Origin of the sequence: Chryseobacterium indologenes (genome assembly GCA_016025055.1) — a bacterium.
In the GTDB taxonomy this organism is placed as follows: domain Bacteria; phylum Bacteroidota; class Bacteroidia; order Flavobacteriales; family Weeksellaceae; genus Chryseobacterium; species Chryseobacterium indologenes.
Map to the genome: position 1 here is coordinate 4,449,665 of CP065590.1, position 16,869 is coordinate 4,466,533.

Genomic DNA, 16,869 nt, shown 5'->3' on the forward strand with positions numbered 1-16,869 from the left:
TACTTCACTTCATCGGAAAAAAAAATAATTGATATTTCTGGCGTTCGGCTTTTACCTGTACAAAAGTTTCGGGATGCAATACCAGGTTGTATAGGACCTGTTGTTTTTAAAAGTTGTGTCATAAAAAACTTTCCGGCTGATAGCGACAGAAAAAGTTGAATCAATGGTATTTGCTACATCCTCTTTAAAATTAAATCCAGATATAACAAAGCGCAAACTACCTCATAATACATTAATTTTCAATAAAATATCAAACCTTACAAGATGGTCTCATTGAAAATATTATCACATTGAGAAAATAAATACATAAATTTGGTCTAATCCTTTAATTTTCAAATTTAAAGCCTTAATTTTGAACGAAATTTAAACATTCGGATTCTTCAATTACTATGTACATGAAAAAAATGATGGTCGGGCTTTCGTTAGCTCTATCTGTTACTACCATATGGGGGCAGAAAGCTCCTGCAAAAAACACCAGTCTGACCCTTTATAATTATCAGACTTTCAATTGTGACAACAAAGGATATTTTGACGCTGCCAAATACAAAAAGAGGAAATAGACGGCGTGAATAAGCTGTTGTATCAGTTCAATGGAGTACAGTTTGATATCCAGCCGGTGTTTAAGCTTTCCAATCTTGAAGAAATACGTAAAAATAAAGAGGAGTACCTGAAGCAGCTGGAACAACAATATCAGGATAAGAAAAAAGAATTGTACAGCCTTGAAGTAATTAACCTGCCGATGTGGAAAAAGCTGCAGCAGCAAACCATCGAATCTTTTGAAAATGAGTATCAGCTTAACAAAGAAGAAATTCTTGCCTACTCCGACCCTACCACATTAAAAGACAGCAAATTCTACTCTACCTGCAGAGAGCATATTGATGCGATATCATCTCCCGACAGGGAAAAAATGTTTGAAGCATGGAAAAATTATATTGAACTGAAAAGTAAAAGCAATGCCGACCCTAAAGGTGTTATGGCAAGATTCAATACAAAATTAAACGATCCTCAGAAGGAAGATTATGCCCTGATCGATATGATTGGATTGAGCTTCCACAACTGCGCCAACAGCAGCTTCAGACAGAAACGCGATGCTGAAACCAATATGTATAAAGACTTTGATAAAATATTTACAAAGCTGAAAAGAACCTGTGATGAGCCGTAAGCTTGTCGCAAGAAGTAAAAAATATTGACAGTACCTAAGTAGGGTACTGTTTTTTTAGTTTTATTTTATATCGTCACGCCATGTGTGTTCTTGACCTCAGCCATTACAAAAGTACTGTGTGTACTGCCGATAGAATCTACTGATCCCAGTTTATTGAAAACAAAATCCTGATAGTGCTTCATATCCCGTACCTGAACTTTAAGCAAAAAATCAAAATCACCGGAAATATTATAACATTCTGCCACTTCTTCAATCTCCACAATATCCTTCACAAACTGATGTCCTACAGACCGGTCATGAATTTTCAATTTAACCTGGCAAAACACGGTAAATCCACGATTCAGTTTTTCAGCTTCTAAAACAGCTGCATAATGTTTGATATATCCTTCCTGTTCCAGCCTTTTTACTCTTTCAAAAACGGGAGAAGGTGACAGGTTTATTTCTTTAGCAAGCTCCTTTACGGTCAGTTTTGCATTCTTTTGCAGGATTCTTAGCAGTTGAAGATCCTTTTCATCAAGTCTTTCCACAGGATATTATTCTTTTTACAATTGATATTTTCAAAAATAAAGAATATTTACCTTTTAAAATAATCAAAAACAAAATTTTATCCTTAAATTTTAAAACAACACCAACCAAACACCTTAATTATCTATCTTTACGCCATATTTTGTTCTTTAAAATACTTCATCAACCGGAAGAGGTTTTACCTAATGTAAATTAATAGGGAATCGTGTGAAAATCACGAGCTGTCGCGCAACTGTAAGTAACATCCAAAGGTTTTTATCCCAGAATATCCACTGCCAATAGCGGGAAGGATGATAAAAACTGTTACAAGCCAGGAGACCTGCCTGTTCTGAATTGACAATGCTTTCGCGGTCTGAAGCTTTTGGGTCATACAGATGATACATTGAACGTATTTCACCGTTAACAGGAAAATTACGTCCTTATTGTACCTCTCCCACAAAGATTCTTCTCACTTTCGAAAGTATTGTGAAGCATTCAAAAGAGCTTTTAAAAACCAGAGTTTAATTTAAAAGTTGAAAAGAAAATGCAAACACACATTCTTGGCTATCCGCGTATTGGTAGCAACAGAGAGCTAAAAAAGGCCTGCGAACAGTATTGGGCAGGGAAAATTTCTATTAATGAATTAGAAGAAGCAGGGAAAACCATCAGTGAACAAAACTGGAAATTACAACAGGAAGCAGGTATTGATCTTATTCCGTGCAATGATTTTTCATATTATGATCAGGTATTGGACATGACTTTAGCAGTGGGTGCCATTCCGGAGCGCTATCAGGACATTGCCACCGATCGTAAATATTCAGAGCTTGATCTGTATTTTGCGATGGCAAGAGGACATCAGAAAGATGGCCTGGATATTACTGCTATGGAAATGACCAAATGGTTTGACACCAACTATCATTATATCGTTCCTGAATTCCAGAAAGATCAGCAATTCCGGTTGTTTTCAAACAAAATCATTACCGATTTTATGAATGCGAGACAAACAGGGATCAATGCCAAACCCGTTATTATCGGTCTTATTACCTACCTTCTTCTGGGGAAAGAAAAAGAAAAAGACTTTGATAAATTAGACCTGGTTCAAAATCTTCTTCCTGTTTATCTTGAAATCATTAAAGAACTGGAAAACCAGGGAGCAGAATATATCCAGTTTGACGAACCGTTCCTTGCCTTAGATCTTAACGAAAAGGCAAAAGAAGCCTTTGAGTTAGTATACAGCACAATCAGAAAACAATTTCCAAAGTTGAAATTGATTGTCGCGACTTACTTTGAAGGATTAAATGATAATCTTTCTCTAGCCGTTTCTCTTCCCATCGATGTTTTGCATATTGACCTGGTGCGGGATCCTGAACAATTGGATGAGGTATTATCGACAATTCCTGATACTTTAAGTCTTTCTTTAGGAATCGTAGACGGAAGGAATATCTGGAAAAATGACTTCGAAAAATCATTACAATATATCAGAAAAGTCATCAACAGGATCGGGTCTGAAAGAGTGTTTATTGCTCCGTCGTGTTCATTACTTCACTCGCCTTTTGATCTTGATTCAGAAAAAAATGAGGATATTTTATCTCCCGAAATCAAGCAGTGGCTGGCTTTTGCGAAACAGAAAGTCCATGAGATTGTTGTATTAAAAAAATTAGCCTCTGAAAATCCGGATTATCCTACTTTACAGCTATTGGCTGAAAATAAAAAAGCCCTGGAAAACCGTAAAACCTCAACATTAATACATAGTCAGGAGGTAAAAAACCGTGTCGAACTAACGACAGAAAAAGATGCGCAGAGAAAAAATCCTTTCAGTATCAGAAAAGAGGTTCAGCAAAAAGTATTACAGCTTCCATTATTTCCAACCACCACGATCGGATCATTTCCACAAACGAAAGAAGTAAGAAGCTGGAGAGCTAAATTCAAAAAAGGGGAACTTACTGCAGAACACTATGATCATTTATTGAAGAAAGAAACTGAAAGAACCATCCAATGGCAGGAAGAAATCGGGATTGATGTATTGGTACACGGGGAATTTGAACGCAATGATATGGTGGAATATTTCGGAGAACAACTGGCCGGGTTTGCCTTCACTCAAAATGGCTGGGTACAAAGCTACGGAAGCCGTTGTGTAAAACCTCCGGTGATCTATGGGGATGTTCACCGCCCTCATCCGATGACGGTTTATTGGTCACAATATGCCCAATCACTGACCAATAAATGGGTAAAAGGAATGCTGACAGGACCTGTAACGATTCTTCAGTGGTCTTTTGTACGGGATGACCAGCCTCGTTCCTTAACCTGCAAACAGATTGCCTTGGCAATTCGTGATGAGGTTACAGATCTTGAAAAGGCAGGTATCAGAATTATACAAATCGATGAACCGGCGATCAGAGAAGGTCTTCCTTTAAGAAAATCAGAATGGCAAAACTATTTACAGTGGGCGGTAGAAGCTTTCAGAATTTCGGCGAGTGGTGTTGAGGATTCTACACAAATCCACACCCACATGTGTTATTCCGAATTCAACGATATTATCAAGAATATTGCTGATATGGATGCCGATGTGATCACGATTGAATGTTCCAGAAGCCAGATGGAATTATTAAATGCTTTCGCAGACTTTAAATATCCGAATGAAATCGGTCCGGGTGTTTATGACATCCACTCTCCAAGGGTACCATCCAAAGAAGAAATGGTTGAGTTGCTGAAAAAAGCACAGGCTGTAATTCCTGCTCAGCAACTTTGGGTAAACCCTGACTGCGGATTGAAAACCCGTCACTGGGATGAAACGGAGAAAGCATTAAAAGCAATGGTGGAAGCTTCAAAGGAAGCCAGCCTTGCCTTCGCATAAATTCACTTAGTTTTTAATTATATATTTCTTGAAGCAGGAGTTCTCTCCTGCTTTTTTATTGGATACTATTTGCCGCTATTTCAGGTTGATCTGCAAAAATTTGATGTACATTTGTGTTGCAAATAACCCATCCAATGAAATCTATTATCCTCAGCATTAGTCTTCTGTTTAGCTTTTCGAGCTTATGGGCTCAAACTGGCAAAACAGAGAAGGAGATCACGAAACCGGCATCTTCATCAGAACAGGATTATAAGCTTGAACAATGGTTAAAAGAAAGTAAAATTCCTACCCTTGGACTCGGAGTCATCAGGAATGGAAAGCTCGAAAAAGCAAAAGTATACGGAGATTACCAAAAAGGAATACCCTCACCTGATAATACGCGTTTCAATGTTGCTTCATTAACTAAACCCGTTACCGCAATGATTGCTCTAAAACTGGCCAGCCAGGGACAATGGGATATCGATGAGCCTCTTTATCATTATTGGACGGATCCGGATATTGCTGAGGATCCAAGGAATAAAAAACTGACGACCAGAATTGTGTTAAGCCATCAGACAGGTTTCCCGAACTGGCGCATTTTGAATCCCAACGGAAAATTAGGTTTTCAGTTTGATCCGGGAACAAAATATCAGTATTCAGGGGAAGGTTTTGAATACCTGAAAAGAGCTTTGGAAAATAAGTTTCAACAACCACTCAGCCAACTCGGAGAAGAACTTATTTTCAAACCTTTGAAAATGAAAGATACTTCTTATATCTGGGGACCCAATACCGACCCTTCCCGTATCGCTACCGGCTATGATAAAGATGGAAAACCCTATGATCCGGTAAAAGAGAAACCGCCAGCGGTGCGGATGACCTCATGACAACAGTGTCAGATTACGGTCATTTTCTCATCAGTGTAATGAATGGTGAAGGTCTTTCAAAAAGATCTTTGCAGAAATGCAAACTGGTCAGGTCGCATCAGAAAAAGGAAAATATTTTGGATTAGGTTTTGAGATCTACAACCTTGGAAATGGAAACATCGCCTTATCTCACGGAGGCTCAGATGATGGGGTACGCACGCTGTTTGTTATTATTCCCAAAACAAAACAAGGACTGGTGATTCTTACCAATACTGACGAAGGAGCTAAAGCCTATGAAAAACTGATCATTGATTATCTTGGTGAGGAGGGAAAAAGAATTGTTGATATTGAAATGAAGTAATTAGCCAATCGAATAAATAATTAATATTAAGAATTATGACAGCTGAAGAGTTTGTAAAAAATTTCTATTTAGAAAAACAAAACATTGTCGATTCAACTTTTGAAACTAAGTCAGACCATAGAACTCTTATTTCAAAAAAAATTGAAGAATTAAAATTAAATAAAATACAAACCGAACAATTAAAAGCAATAATTTCTGATCTTGTAACAGATACTTTTTATACTATCTTACTAGGTTTGGACGGTTCTGCAAGTATTGGAAATTCACAAGAGAGTTTTAAAATATTTGACGAAGAAAATAATCTAATCGCTGAAAGTGGAGATTTAGAAGGATTTGCTTATGATTATTTTCACGGAAATCACTAACCTTAAAAACTTAAATAAAACAACAAATGAAGAAAACTATTCTGGTTATTATTCTAGCATTAACTCAAAATATTTATAGCCAAAACAAGCTTTTAAAATCTGATAAGATAACGACAACAGACTCCGTAAAAATAATTGGAATGTATGTTAAATGGGATAAAAATAAAACTTATGAAAAGTTTAATTTTTTTATTACAGATAAAAAAGTCGTGGATTCCCTATTCGAATCTGTTGAATATGGTGCCAGTTCCGAAAACGAATGGGAGCACAACAACTTCAACATTATCTTGACAAAAGCGAATAAACAATTTCATCAGGTTTCCATCAGTCCGGCTCTTCACAACGCTCATATTAATGGTAAAAGCTATAAGTTTGATGTTTCAATTTTAGAAAAATTGGCGAAGAAATATCCTTTAACCTATAAATGGTATGAAAAGGAATTTAAAAGTGAACAGGAATTCAATAAATTCAATTCAAAAATTTTAAAACAAGAAAAAACTTTATACGTAAACAAACCCACTTTTCTTTATGAAGGATCTTTTGAATTACAATTTCCAAAAAATGATACCTTTCTTCATCCTAAGGCTATCGATGGTTATTTAAGACCACAAATTGAAAAAATTGTTAAAGGAAAAGAGTTCAGTATTTCTTATGCTGCAAATACTTTCAATTTACAAAATCGTGATCAATATACAATGACAATCAATGGCCCTTATACTTTATTCAAAGACTTAAAAGATAAGAACAGTAAAAAAGGGGATTGGGTTCCTGCTAAATTTATTGCTATCATCTACGAAAAAGAATAATAAATTAATAATCAAAAACTTATATATTCTCAATTAAAAACCTTAATTTTGCACCCCGAAAATAAGGATAGACCCTATGAAAAAAATTGGCGAGCACAGAACACTTCTTGGAGTAGATAAAAACGTTACTTTAAAAGAATTAAAAACGATTTACAGAAATGTGATGAAAGATACACATCCTGATAAATTTATCAATGACGAAACAGGAAAGCAGGAAGCTGAAGAAAAAAGCAAGTCTGTGATTGAAGCCTATCATTTTTTGGTAAGCATTAATCCTGAGACCCAGGAAAAGTATAAAGAAGAATATACTGAAACCATTACAAAATCTAATATTCAGGATTTTTACCTTGAAAAATCGATTTTGACGGTTCAGCATCTGAACGGAAATATGTATGAATACATGGGAGTTCCGAGAAATACCTACATTAAAATGGTCAATGCTGACTCACCAAGCCGTTTTGCAAGAAGACATATCTATGGAAACTTCATCTACAGAAAGTCCGGAGAGGCAATGGCAGATTAATTTTTTTCATATAAAAATATACAGAGACTTTCGGCTGATTCCGGAAGTCTTTTTTTGCAACACAAGAATAAAATTAGACATTAGTACGGGAATTTATTAGTATCCGAGTATTAGCGGCTAGCAAAAATTTCTCAAATTTTCTTGGAGTTTTTGGTTTGTTCCGAAAGCTTTTTTCATTAAAAAATGACACAATAGTATGTTTAGGCTAAAGCCAATATCCATGCTATTTTATTAAGCGGTCTAAAATCCGCTCCTATTGATATGACATTGCATTATAAAACGTTGTGAGTTTTTTTGTAATTTGTCTTCATAAAATATTACAAATTCACAACTCATATCTTTTCAGCCAATATTTACAGGTCATCTTTTGTCTTTTTTATTCTACAACACATACTAAAAAGCGCCTCAGAAAATCTGAGGCGCTTTCGGTTAATTAATAAGGTTTGATTTTATTTGTCTAAATGTTTAGGAGTAAATCCGTCTTCATTTAATTCTCTGTGTACGTAATCGGCTTTCATTTCAGCTTCATAGTCTACTTTATTGTCTTTACCCATTCTTCTTAAAATAGAGTCAAACAGGGAGTATACTACCGGTACAATAATCAAGGTCAGGAATAAAGACGATGTCAGACCACCGATAACTACCCATGCAAGACCTTTATTCATCTCCGCTCCTGCTCCGGTTGCCAATGCGATCGGTAACATACCGAAGATCATCGCAATCGTTGTCATCAGGATCGGACGAAGACGGGCGTGGTTGGCCTGGATCAATGCATCATGAGTGGTTGCACCTGCTGCTTTTCTTGCATTGGTAAAGTCAACGATCATAATTGCGTTCTTCGCTACAAGACCGATCAACATGATCATCCCCAGCATGGTAAAGATGTTCAATGAATTCGCAGTCAGGGCAAGGATTACCATTACTCCGATCATTGCCAGCGGAATAGAGAATAATACCACAAACGGATATACGAAACTGTCATACAGTGACACCATTACCAGGTAAACCAATACGATAGCCGCCATTAATGCAATCCCTAAAGTACCGAAACCTTCCTGCTGGTTTTCCATATCACCACTCCAGATGTAATCTACACCGATAGGTTTTTTACCTTTCATAAATTTGTCTGCCCATTCGTTGGCAACATCTCCTACAGGTCTACCTACGGCTTTAGCTCTTACTTTTACGGAAGGAGATTTATCTCTACGTTCAAGCAAACTCGGTCCTGAGCCCATTTTAACATCAGCAAACTGGGTCAGACGAACCTGTTGCCCCTGTGCATTGGTAAATATCAGGTTTTTAACATCATCAATAGATTGTCTGTTAAGATCTCCGAAACGGATATTGATATCATATTCATATTCTCCGGCTTTGAATTTTCCGTCGGTATTTCCGTTGAATGCTGTTTGCATCGTCTGTCCTACGCTGGAAACATTCAGGCCTAAAGAAGCCATTTTATCTCTGTCAAGCGTTACCTGTACTTCCGGGTTACCAGAGTCTGTAGATAATTCCGCATCCACTGCTCCTGGAACTTTTTTCAGCAATTCAAGAATTCTTGTCGCTTCTTTTACAGCGGTTGCATTATCAGGTGCTGTTACTACCATTTCAATCGGAGCATTCTCCGCTCCCATGATACCAATTGGAGCTGTCTTGAACTCGACACCTGTGAATTTCTCTTCTAAAGCTCTTTTTACTTTTGCAGCTTTGATGTTTGTACTTTCAGAACGCTCAGACTTATCAGTTAAGTTTACCTGAACCTCCGACTGATACGTTGTAGCCTGGGCTCCACCAAAACCTGTTGACTGCTGACCAACTGTAGTAATCAAGTCTACAACATCTTTATCATTTCTTAAATACTTCTCAACATCTAATGTCAACTGGTTAGTTTTCTCAATTGTGGCATCTTTTGAAAGCTCCATCTGAACCAAGAACTGACCACGGTCAATCGGTGGGAAGAACTCTCCTCCGATGAAACCGAAGATCACCAACAGGAATGAACTTATCAGAATAATAAAGGTAACAATCACTGTTGTAACTCTTCTTAAGGTTGTTTTCAAGCACCATTCAAGGATGTCAGTAATCCAGTGAGTAAATTTGTCGATAAGGCTTTCAAACCATAAGATAAATTTCTCAAACCAGTTTTTACCGGTTAAATGCTCCAGTTTACCAAATCTTGATGATAACCAAGGAATAATGGTAAATGATGCTAACAATGAAAGTAAGGTTGCAATGACTACGGTGACGCAGAACTGAGCCAGGATATTGGCAACAAGCCCTGAACTCATCGCAATCGGTAAGAATACCACCACAATTACAAGAGTAATCGCCGCTACGGTAAATCCGATTTCCGAAGCTCCGTCGTAGGCTGCCCTGATCTTACTTTTACCCATCTCCATGTGACGGTAAATATTCTCCAGTACTACAATCGCATCATCCACAAGAATACCCACCACAAGGGAAAGCCCCAATAAACTCATTAAGTTCAGCGTATATCCCATCAGGTGCATTCCAATGAACGCCGCTACCAATGATGCCGGGATGGAAACCATTACAATAAATGCGTTTCTGATACTGTGAAGGAACAATAACATGACGATAGCCACAAGGATAATCGCTAAGAATAAGTCGAAAATTACGTGGTTTGCTGATTCCAGGGTAAAATCTGTCGTATCGTTTACGACTTTTACTTTTACTCCCTGAATTTTATATGCTTCTTCTACAGTTTTAATGGTTTTGCGAACACTTTCAGATACTGCTACGGCATTGGCGTCAGACTGCTTTTTAACCTGCATTAAGATCGTCGGAAACTGATTGAATCTTGCTACTTTTTCAACATCTTTCTGAGAGTCAAAAACCGATGCCACATCAGATAAACGGACCTGAGCCCCGTTTTTATTGGAAACCACCAGGCTGTTCATTTCTGCAATCGACTTATATTTTCCTGACAGTCTGATCGTAGATTTCGTCGTTCTGGTTTTCAAACTTCCTGTAGGGAAATCTAAGTTTGAGGAAAGAATTGCCTGTTGTACATCACCAATAGAAAGGCCGTACCCCTGTAATTTTTTCTCATCAAGATTCACCTGAATTTCTCTTTCCTGACCTCCTACAAGATCTACTTTTGCTACTCCGTTTACACGGGAGAAAATAGGTTCGATCTTTTTATCCAACAGGTCATAAAGGTCTTTACTGTTCAGTTTATCGGATGAGATACTCATGGTAATAATCGGTAAATCATCCAGTGAGAATTTATTCAGTGACGGTGCTTTTACGTCTTTAGGGAAATCTGCCAGAATAGCATTTACCTTACGTTGTGCATCATTCAAAGCAAAGTCAACATCTGCACCATTGTTCAGCTGAACCATGATCACGGATAAACTTTCGTAGGAAGAAGATTCTACTTTTTTACATTTTCCAGAGAACCCACGGCATCTTCAATCTTTCGGGTAACCGAAGTTTCCACCTCTGCTGGTGAAGCTCCGGGATACACTGTAGAAATGGTTACCATATTGGTTTCAAATTTCGGAATCAATTCGTATCCCATGAGCGTATAACTCAGGATACCTCCCAGCGTCAGAATTGTAAATAATACAATTACCAGCGAGGGTCTTTTAATCGATATTTCTGCTAACTTCATAGACCTTCTACTTTATAATGTTCACTTTAGATCCGTTATCCAGGTTGATCTGTCCGCTGGTTACTACCTGTTCGCCACCGTTCAATCCGCTTAATACCTGAACTTTATTTCCGTAGATTTTTCCTACGGTTACTTTGATCATCTTAGCAACTCCGTTTTCAACGATAAACAGCTGTCCTGAGCTTACCCCATTTACAAAAGCTTCTGCCGGCACTGTCAGCATATTCTGAGTTTCCGCACCATGGTTTGTCTTAAATGTTGCTGTGGCATACATTCCTGCTTTTAAATTTCCTCTGTTCTGAACTTCAATTTCAACCGGGAAATTTAAAGAAGCATCACTTTTAGGAGCGATAAATGTAATTCTTCCCGAAAAAGAATCTTCAGGTAACACATTCACTTTAACAGGTACTTCCTGCCCAAGTTGTATTCTTCCGATCTGGCTTTCATCCACAAATACAGAAAGTTTTAAGCTGTTGATATTCACAATTTCAAACATCGCTGTCCCCGGAGAAACCACTGTTCCGGGCTCTACCATCTTTTTGTTGATCGTTCCGCTGATCCCTGCACGGATGCTTGTGTCATTCACTTTTACTCCCTGAGCTCTTACGGCAGCCTGCATATTTTTAAGCTGCAATCTCGAGTTGTCAAGTTGTTGTTTGGTAACTCCACCGGTTTTATAGGCGTTTTCGTAACGTTGGTTATCAATAATAGCGTTCTGCAAATTATTCTGAGCCTGAGCCACATCTACTTCAATCGCATCTCTTTTGATGGTAGCCAATACCTGGCCTGCGCCTACTCTGGAACCTTCTTTCACCAACACGTTAACGATACGGCCGGAAATCTCAGAAGCCTGGTTCATTTCCTGTTTGGGAAGAAATGTTCCGTTTGCGGAATAGTCGGTGTCAATATTTTCTCTTGAAACGGTTACGATATTGACATTGATTTTATCTACCTGCTTGGCAACTTCTTTTACTTCCTGAGTCTGTTTTTCTTTGTTACCGGCAATTTTATAAGCAGCTAAACCTACGAGTACAGCGGCTACGATGATATATATTAAAGTTTTTTTCATTGTTTATTATAAGTTTTGTAGTGTGTTTAACTCTCCTTTTGCTTTAATGACTTTGATCTCAGCCTGCTTATAGTCCAGTAGTGCATTGGCATAGTTCTGTTTTGCCTGGGTAAGTGCATTTTCAGTATCCAGGACCTCAGTAAGTGTTGCTAAACCGTACTGGTAGTTAGACTGAGTATTTTTCTGTACTTTTTCCGCCAGATCCACATTATCCTTCATGCTCTGGATATTGATAATGGCATTTTCCATATTGGTAATGGCATTTTTATAATCCAGGCTCAGGTTAAGCTTTTTGTTTTGGATATCCTGATCCAGATCCTGAATATCAATTTCAGCCTGTTGGATCTGAGCTTTGGTAGCACCACCCATAAAAATCGGGATCTTAATAGCGACTCCGATTGATGCATAATCTCCCCAGTTTGTTCCCTGGCTTGATCCTGTTGCATAGGGGAATTTATTTCCTAATCCCTGCCATCCGTAATTTGCTGAAAGGCCTACAGTAGGATAAAGATTGGCTACCGTTGCTTTTTTGTTATATTCTAAAAGCTCTCTTTGTTTGTTTAAAACTTTTAACTCAGAACGGGTTTCCAGATTCACGTTTGTGCCTAACAGTTCAGGATTGGGTACAATTTCTTTTTCCTCCAGCTCAATTGAGTTCTCAATAGGAACACCCATATAAAACTTCAACGAATTTTTTGAAACTTCAACGGCATTGATCAATTGCTGCTTATTGGATTTAATATTGGTAAGCTGAACATTGGTACGGTCGAGATCAATTGGCTTAGCCAAACCGTTATCTACCAGACTTTTAATAACATTTCTTACTCTTTCCGTATTGGCATAACTTTCTTCAACAGTTTTAAGATTCTCTTCCTGAACAAAAACCTGATAATAAGCTGTGGCTACATTTTCAATGATTTGCTCATTCGTTAATTCAGAGTTTAAAAGGTAAAACTCTCTTGTTGATTTTGCGGCTTTAAGGCCAATAAAAACCCGCTGATCAAAAATATTCTGATTAAGAGTTACCACGTTTACAGATTGCCATTTTGTACCGAAAGCAACCGGAATAAGCTCACCCGGCTTTCCTATAATCTCTCCCGGAAGAACAGATTTCTGCAAAATGGGGTTGTAAGTGTTACTGATGGTAGCACTGATCTGAGGTAAAGCCCCGGCTCTGGCCTCATCAATCTTATATTCAGCTTTTTTAACCTGTAAGGCCGCTTTTTTAGCTTCTGCCTTATTCTGAAGTGCCTGTTTGATTGCTTCCTGCAGAGAAACCTGCTGCTGAGCAGACACTGATGAAAAGCTGAAAATCATAAATGCTGCAGCTATCCCAATTTTTAGCTTTTTAGCAGTTATACGTTTTCTTTTCATAATTTTATACTTCGTTTATTTTCTTATTCAGTTCAGTCTTTATTTTTTTCTAAATGACGAATCATTTTCAGAAATACTTTAGTTTTTTTAATTTTTAAACAACATATTGATGATAATCTCTTTTCTTTCCGAAATAATTTTATCATATTCCTGATCACTGATCATCAGATTTTCCATAAACAAGGGTCTTATAGCACTTGGAAAGACTAATAATGAAACCATATTCAGAACAAACTGAACGGGTGCCATTTTCTCTACATTTCCCAATTCCATTTCTTTTTCAATATCGCTGTACAGCTCTTCCAGAACATCTTCTTCAATTTCTCTGCTGTGGCAGGTCCCTTTATTAATCTGTGAAACGATATAGGTTTCCAGATATGGGTACTGAAGACTTGTAGCAAGGCTGCTTTCTATAAATTTGCTGATCTTTTGCTTAAACGGCAGATCGGATCTCTGAATAATAGTAGACTTTTCCTGTTCTACTTTCTGGGCTTCATCAAAGATGATCTGAATCAGCTTATCTCTTGATCGGAAATAATAATTAATCAGAGTTCTATTAACTCCCGCTGCATCGGCAATCTCCTGCGTAGTAGCATCAAATTTTCCTTTCACAAAGAACAAATTCTTCGCTGTCTCCTTGATCAATTCCTGTGTTTGGTCTTTTTTTGCTTGATTTGACATTTTTGTTAAACAAATTTGTGCAAAATTACACTTTTTTCATTTTTGACAAAATTGTTAAACAAAAAAATTAAACAAATTTGTTATGATTTGCATCATGTTTTTGTTTTTATGTACAACCATAGGTTACGAAAAAAAAAAGAGACTGCTGTGGGCAATCTCTTTTTATAAATATCTTTAAATTCCTGTTTGTAAGCAATATGACTATAACAACCTGATCTTATCGTCTGAAATATCAATAATTTTATCTTTATAAAGTCCTCCGATGGCTTTTTTGAAGTTCTTTTTACTCATCTGAAGTTCGTCTTTGATTTCTTCAGGAGAAGATTTATCCGATACGTACAAAAGGCCGTAATTTTCTTCCAGTTTATTAAGAATTTTCTGTTTGAATTCATCAATATTTTCAAAACCGTCGGGTTGTAAAGACACGTCAATCTTGCCGTCTTCACGAATGGCTTTAATGTATCCTGATTCTTCGGATAAAGGGTACAGCTTTTTGAATACATCAGATGCGTAGATAAGGCCGATATATTTTTTATTAATGATAACGTTCCAGCCCAGCTCACTTTCATTCATCATAATGAGATCTACTTTATCTCCGGTCTGAAAAGGAACATCCTGATACTGAGGATTTCGCTTGAACTTTGTGGTTCCAGTAATCAGGTCCATATCCTTATCTACATAAATGTAAACCAGGTATCTTTTCCCTTCAATAATTTTGGTTTTCTGCTGTTTGTACGGGATAAATAAATCTTTAATGATTCCCCAATCCATAAAGGCCCCGCTTGGAAGACTCTGCACACAACTCATTACAGCAAATTCCCCTACTTCGGCCAAAGGAATTTCGGTGGTAGCCTTTAATTTATCATCATCCTGATAAACGAAAACCTCAACATACTCACCTACTTCTTTTTCTTCCTGAATGAAGATTTTAGGTAAAAATGCCTTTTCACCGGATCCGTCGGTAAGGATCCATCCTGAATTAATTTTTTCTGAAATTTCTAAACTTTGGGTTTTTCCGAGTTGCATTGATGATAAAATTAGCTGACAAAGGTACGGAAATTTGAAGATTTCAACCTATTTAAACATGACCTAATCTTTTCAAAGCTATCATTAATCTTTCAACAAGCCGATAAAACCTGTACATTTGAATAAAAATACTAACACATGAAAAAATTGTGGATCGCAGCATTCATTCTTTCTGCATGGGCTTTACACGCTCAGATTTTTGAAAAAACAGCCTTTAATCTAGGCTACCGGTACACAGGAAGAAATGTGATACAGGCCGGATTAGACTTCAGAATCGGAGATTCAAGATATAAATCTGTCATCCTTGGTCCTTCTGTCCTTTATACCCGCATCAACCATAACGATACATTTATCCCTGAAGCCCACATTTATTATAGCAACAATGGTCAGCTGTATGGCGCATCAATTAATCAGTATTCGATAGAACCACGAATTGGCATTTCGCTATTCAATATATTTTTTCTCAATACGGGATATGCCATTCCTATTCATGATGATAGATATTTTAAAGGAGTAACCTTCGGCATACAATTCAATATTGCACCGGTAAAAAGTTCAAAATTTTATGATCATATGAAAATGATGTAGATTTTCTGTTTGCTTTTCAACAATATACATTACATTTTATTTGTACATCATTGGTATCTTTTTATTTTTAGTGAAATATACAGATACTTTCTTAGCTTTTTTGCTACGAATGCACGAATAAATCTGCCTTAGTTAGCTGCTAATGGTACTATAAGGATATGACTCTATGCCTGTGGAAACTGCCTATAATCTGGAAATGTAATCCATCAGTTCCCGTTTGCTGTTTTCAAAATCAAAAGCGTCATATACCACAAAATATTTGTTTGTATCTACACAATTACGATACATTGATTTGGCTAATGCCAGCTTATTTTTATCAAAACTCATTGATTTTACCAGGTCTCTTATCTGTGCAGACGTAAACATGGAAGTACGCATTTGTTGATTGATCATGGCTATTTTACCTTCATCAAAACTCTCTTTTCGCTTTAACGTCTCAAAAAATTGCCTGAATGTTCCGTTATCCATTACATTTCCTGAATTGTTCCAGTTTCCGGAAGAATTTCCGTACAGATTATTCCAGACGTCATTCCAGTCATTAAAACTGTATAGTCCCTGCACAGGGTAAGAATCTAACAGGTACAATCCTTCATTAGTAAAGAAATCGAGCACCATCCGGTTGTTATTACGAAGCATCAATGTTGTTCTGTACATCAGGAAGCCGTTTGCATAGATGGAGATAGGCATCCTCCCCGATTGCAAGTCAAAAAAACGATATTTCCCGGAACTGTTTGCTATCATCTGATCCCCTATTTCAACAGTGAAAAAGCCTTGTTCAGGAATGCGTAAAAAGACTTCAGCATAACCGTAGTTACGGTTCCATTGATATCCGGGGTTCTTATTTTTATTTCGTGGATCTAAAGAATTACGATCCTGACTTCTATTTTTCATCCCGGGTGTTTCAGGTGTTCTCATAGCTGTGGCAGAAGCTTCATTTCGCAGCAATTCTCCTGCCTTTCCTGCTTCCTGTGCCATTATAGTAACAGCCGCTATCATCATTAAACTTATAAATATTTTCTTCATGTCTTTTTTCGTAGTTGGCCGTCCATTTTTATGCCAAAAAAAAGAGAAACCATAAAT

The 16,869-nt window shown here is 37.2% G+C and carries 11 protein-coding genes, 3 pseudogenes and 1 riboswitch; of the genes and pseudogenes, 7 read left to right on the top strand and 7 right to left on the bottom strand.

What is annotated here, in order from left to right; genetic code table 11:
• Positions 1 to 395 precede the first annotated feature (395 nt).
• Positions 396 to 1,162 (top strand): annotated as a pseudogene (locus H3Z85_20555) (hypothetical protein).
• A gap of 65 nt (positions 1,163 to 1,227) precedes the next feature.
• Here the strand turns inward: H3Z85_20555 and H3Z85_20560 are convergent.
• Positions 1,228 to 1,689, bottom strand: coding sequence for an Lrp/AsnC family transcriptional regulator (locus H3Z85_20560; GenBank protein QPQ51614.1), 462 nt, complete (start codon positions 1,687 to 1,689; stop codon positions 1,228 to 1,230).
• 154 nt (positions 1,690 to 1,843) lie between these two features.
• Positions 1,844 to 2,029, top strand: a riboswitch (cobalamin riboswitch).
• 181 nt (positions 2,030 to 2,210) lie between these two features.
• Here H3Z85_20560 and metE point away from each other — a divergent pair.
• The 5 genes and pseudogenes from metE (at position 2,211) to H3Z85_20585 (ending at position 7,417) form a co-directional block, all read left to right on the top strand.
• Positions 2,211 to 4,520, top strand: a complete 2,310-nt coding sequence (metE, locus tag H3Z85_20565) for a 5-methyltetrahydropteroyltriglutamate--homocysteine S-methyltransferase (GenBank protein ID QPQ51615.1) — start codon at positions 2,211 to 2,213, stop codon at positions 4,518 to 4,520.
• A 134-nt stretch (positions 4,521 to 4,654) separates the two neighbouring features.
• A pseudogene (locus H3Z85_20570) lies at positions 4,655 to 5,723 on the top strand (beta-lactamase family protein).
• Between the two features lie 35 nt (positions 5,724 to 5,758).
• Complete coding sequence (locus tag H3Z85_20575) at positions 5,759 to 6,088, top strand: hypothetical protein (protein QPQ51616.1); 330 nt, start codon at positions 5,759 to 5,761, stop codon at positions 6,086 to 6,088.
• 26 nt (positions 6,089 to 6,114) lie between these two features.
• Entirely contained in the window at positions 6,115 to 6,894 is a 780-nt protein-coding gene (locus H3Z85_20580) for a hypothetical protein (protein QPQ51617.1), read from the top strand.
• A gap of 76 nt (positions 6,895 to 6,970) precedes the next feature.
• Entirely contained in the window at positions 6,971 to 7,417 is a 447-nt protein-coding gene (locus tag H3Z85_20585; GenBank protein ID QPQ51618.1) for a KTSC domain-containing protein, read from the top strand.
• A 449-nt stretch (positions 7,418 to 7,866) separates the two neighbouring features.
• Here H3Z85_20585 and H3Z85_20590 read toward each other — a convergent pair.
• The 5 genes and pseudogenes from H3Z85_20590 to H3Z85_20610 all read right to left on the bottom strand — a co-directional run bounded on the left by H3Z85_20590 (position 7,867) and on the right by H3Z85_20610 (position 15,201).
• A pseudogene (locus tag H3Z85_20590) lies at positions 7,867 to 11,051 on the bottom strand (efflux RND transporter permease subunit).
• 7 nt (positions 11,052 to 11,058) lie between these two features.
• The gene (locus tag H3Z85_20595) at positions 11,059 to 12,120 is read right to left on the bottom strand and encodes an efflux RND transporter periplasmic adaptor subunit (GenBank protein QPQ51619.1); all 1,062 of its coding nucleotides are present in this window, start codon (positions 12,118 to 12,120) and stop codon (positions 11,059 to 11,061) included.
• A gap of 6 nt (positions 12,121 to 12,126) precedes the next feature.
• Positions 12,127 to 13,494 (bottom strand): TolC family protein, encoded by a 1,368-nt coding sequence (locus tag H3Z85_20600; GenBank protein QPQ51620.1) that lies wholly within the window; start codon positions 13,492 to 13,494, stop codon positions 12,127 to 12,129.
• Between the two features lie 87 nt (positions 13,495 to 13,581).
• The gene (locus H3Z85_20605; protein ID QPQ51621.1) at positions 13,582 to 14,175 is read right to left on the bottom strand and encodes a TetR/AcrR family transcriptional regulator; all 594 of its coding nucleotides are present in this window, start codon (positions 14,173 to 14,175) and stop codon (positions 13,582 to 13,584) included.
• Positions 14,176 to 14,376: 201 nt separating this feature from the next.
• The gene (locus H3Z85_20610; GenBank protein QPQ51622.1) at positions 14,377 to 15,201 is read right to left on the bottom strand and encodes an RNA-binding protein; all 825 of its coding nucleotides are present in this window, start codon (positions 15,199 to 15,201) and stop codon (positions 14,377 to 14,379) included.
• 138 nt (positions 15,202 to 15,339) lie between these two features.
• On the opposite strand from H3Z85_20610, the gene H3Z85_20615 reads away from it, so the two are divergent.
• Complete coding sequence (locus tag H3Z85_20615; GenBank protein ID QPQ51623.1) at positions 15,340 to 15,789, top strand: hypothetical protein; 450 nt, start codon at positions 15,340 to 15,342, stop codon at positions 15,787 to 15,789.
• A 183-nt stretch (positions 15,790 to 15,972) separates the two neighbouring features.
• Here the strand turns inward: H3Z85_20615 and H3Z85_20620 are convergent, their stop codons facing one another.
• Complete coding sequence (locus H3Z85_20620; protein ID QPQ51624.1) at positions 15,973 to 16,812, bottom strand: DUF4476 domain-containing protein; 840 nt, start codon at positions 16,810 to 16,812, stop codon at positions 15,973 to 15,975.
• Between the last annotated feature and the right edge of the window lie 57 nt (positions 16,813 to 16,869).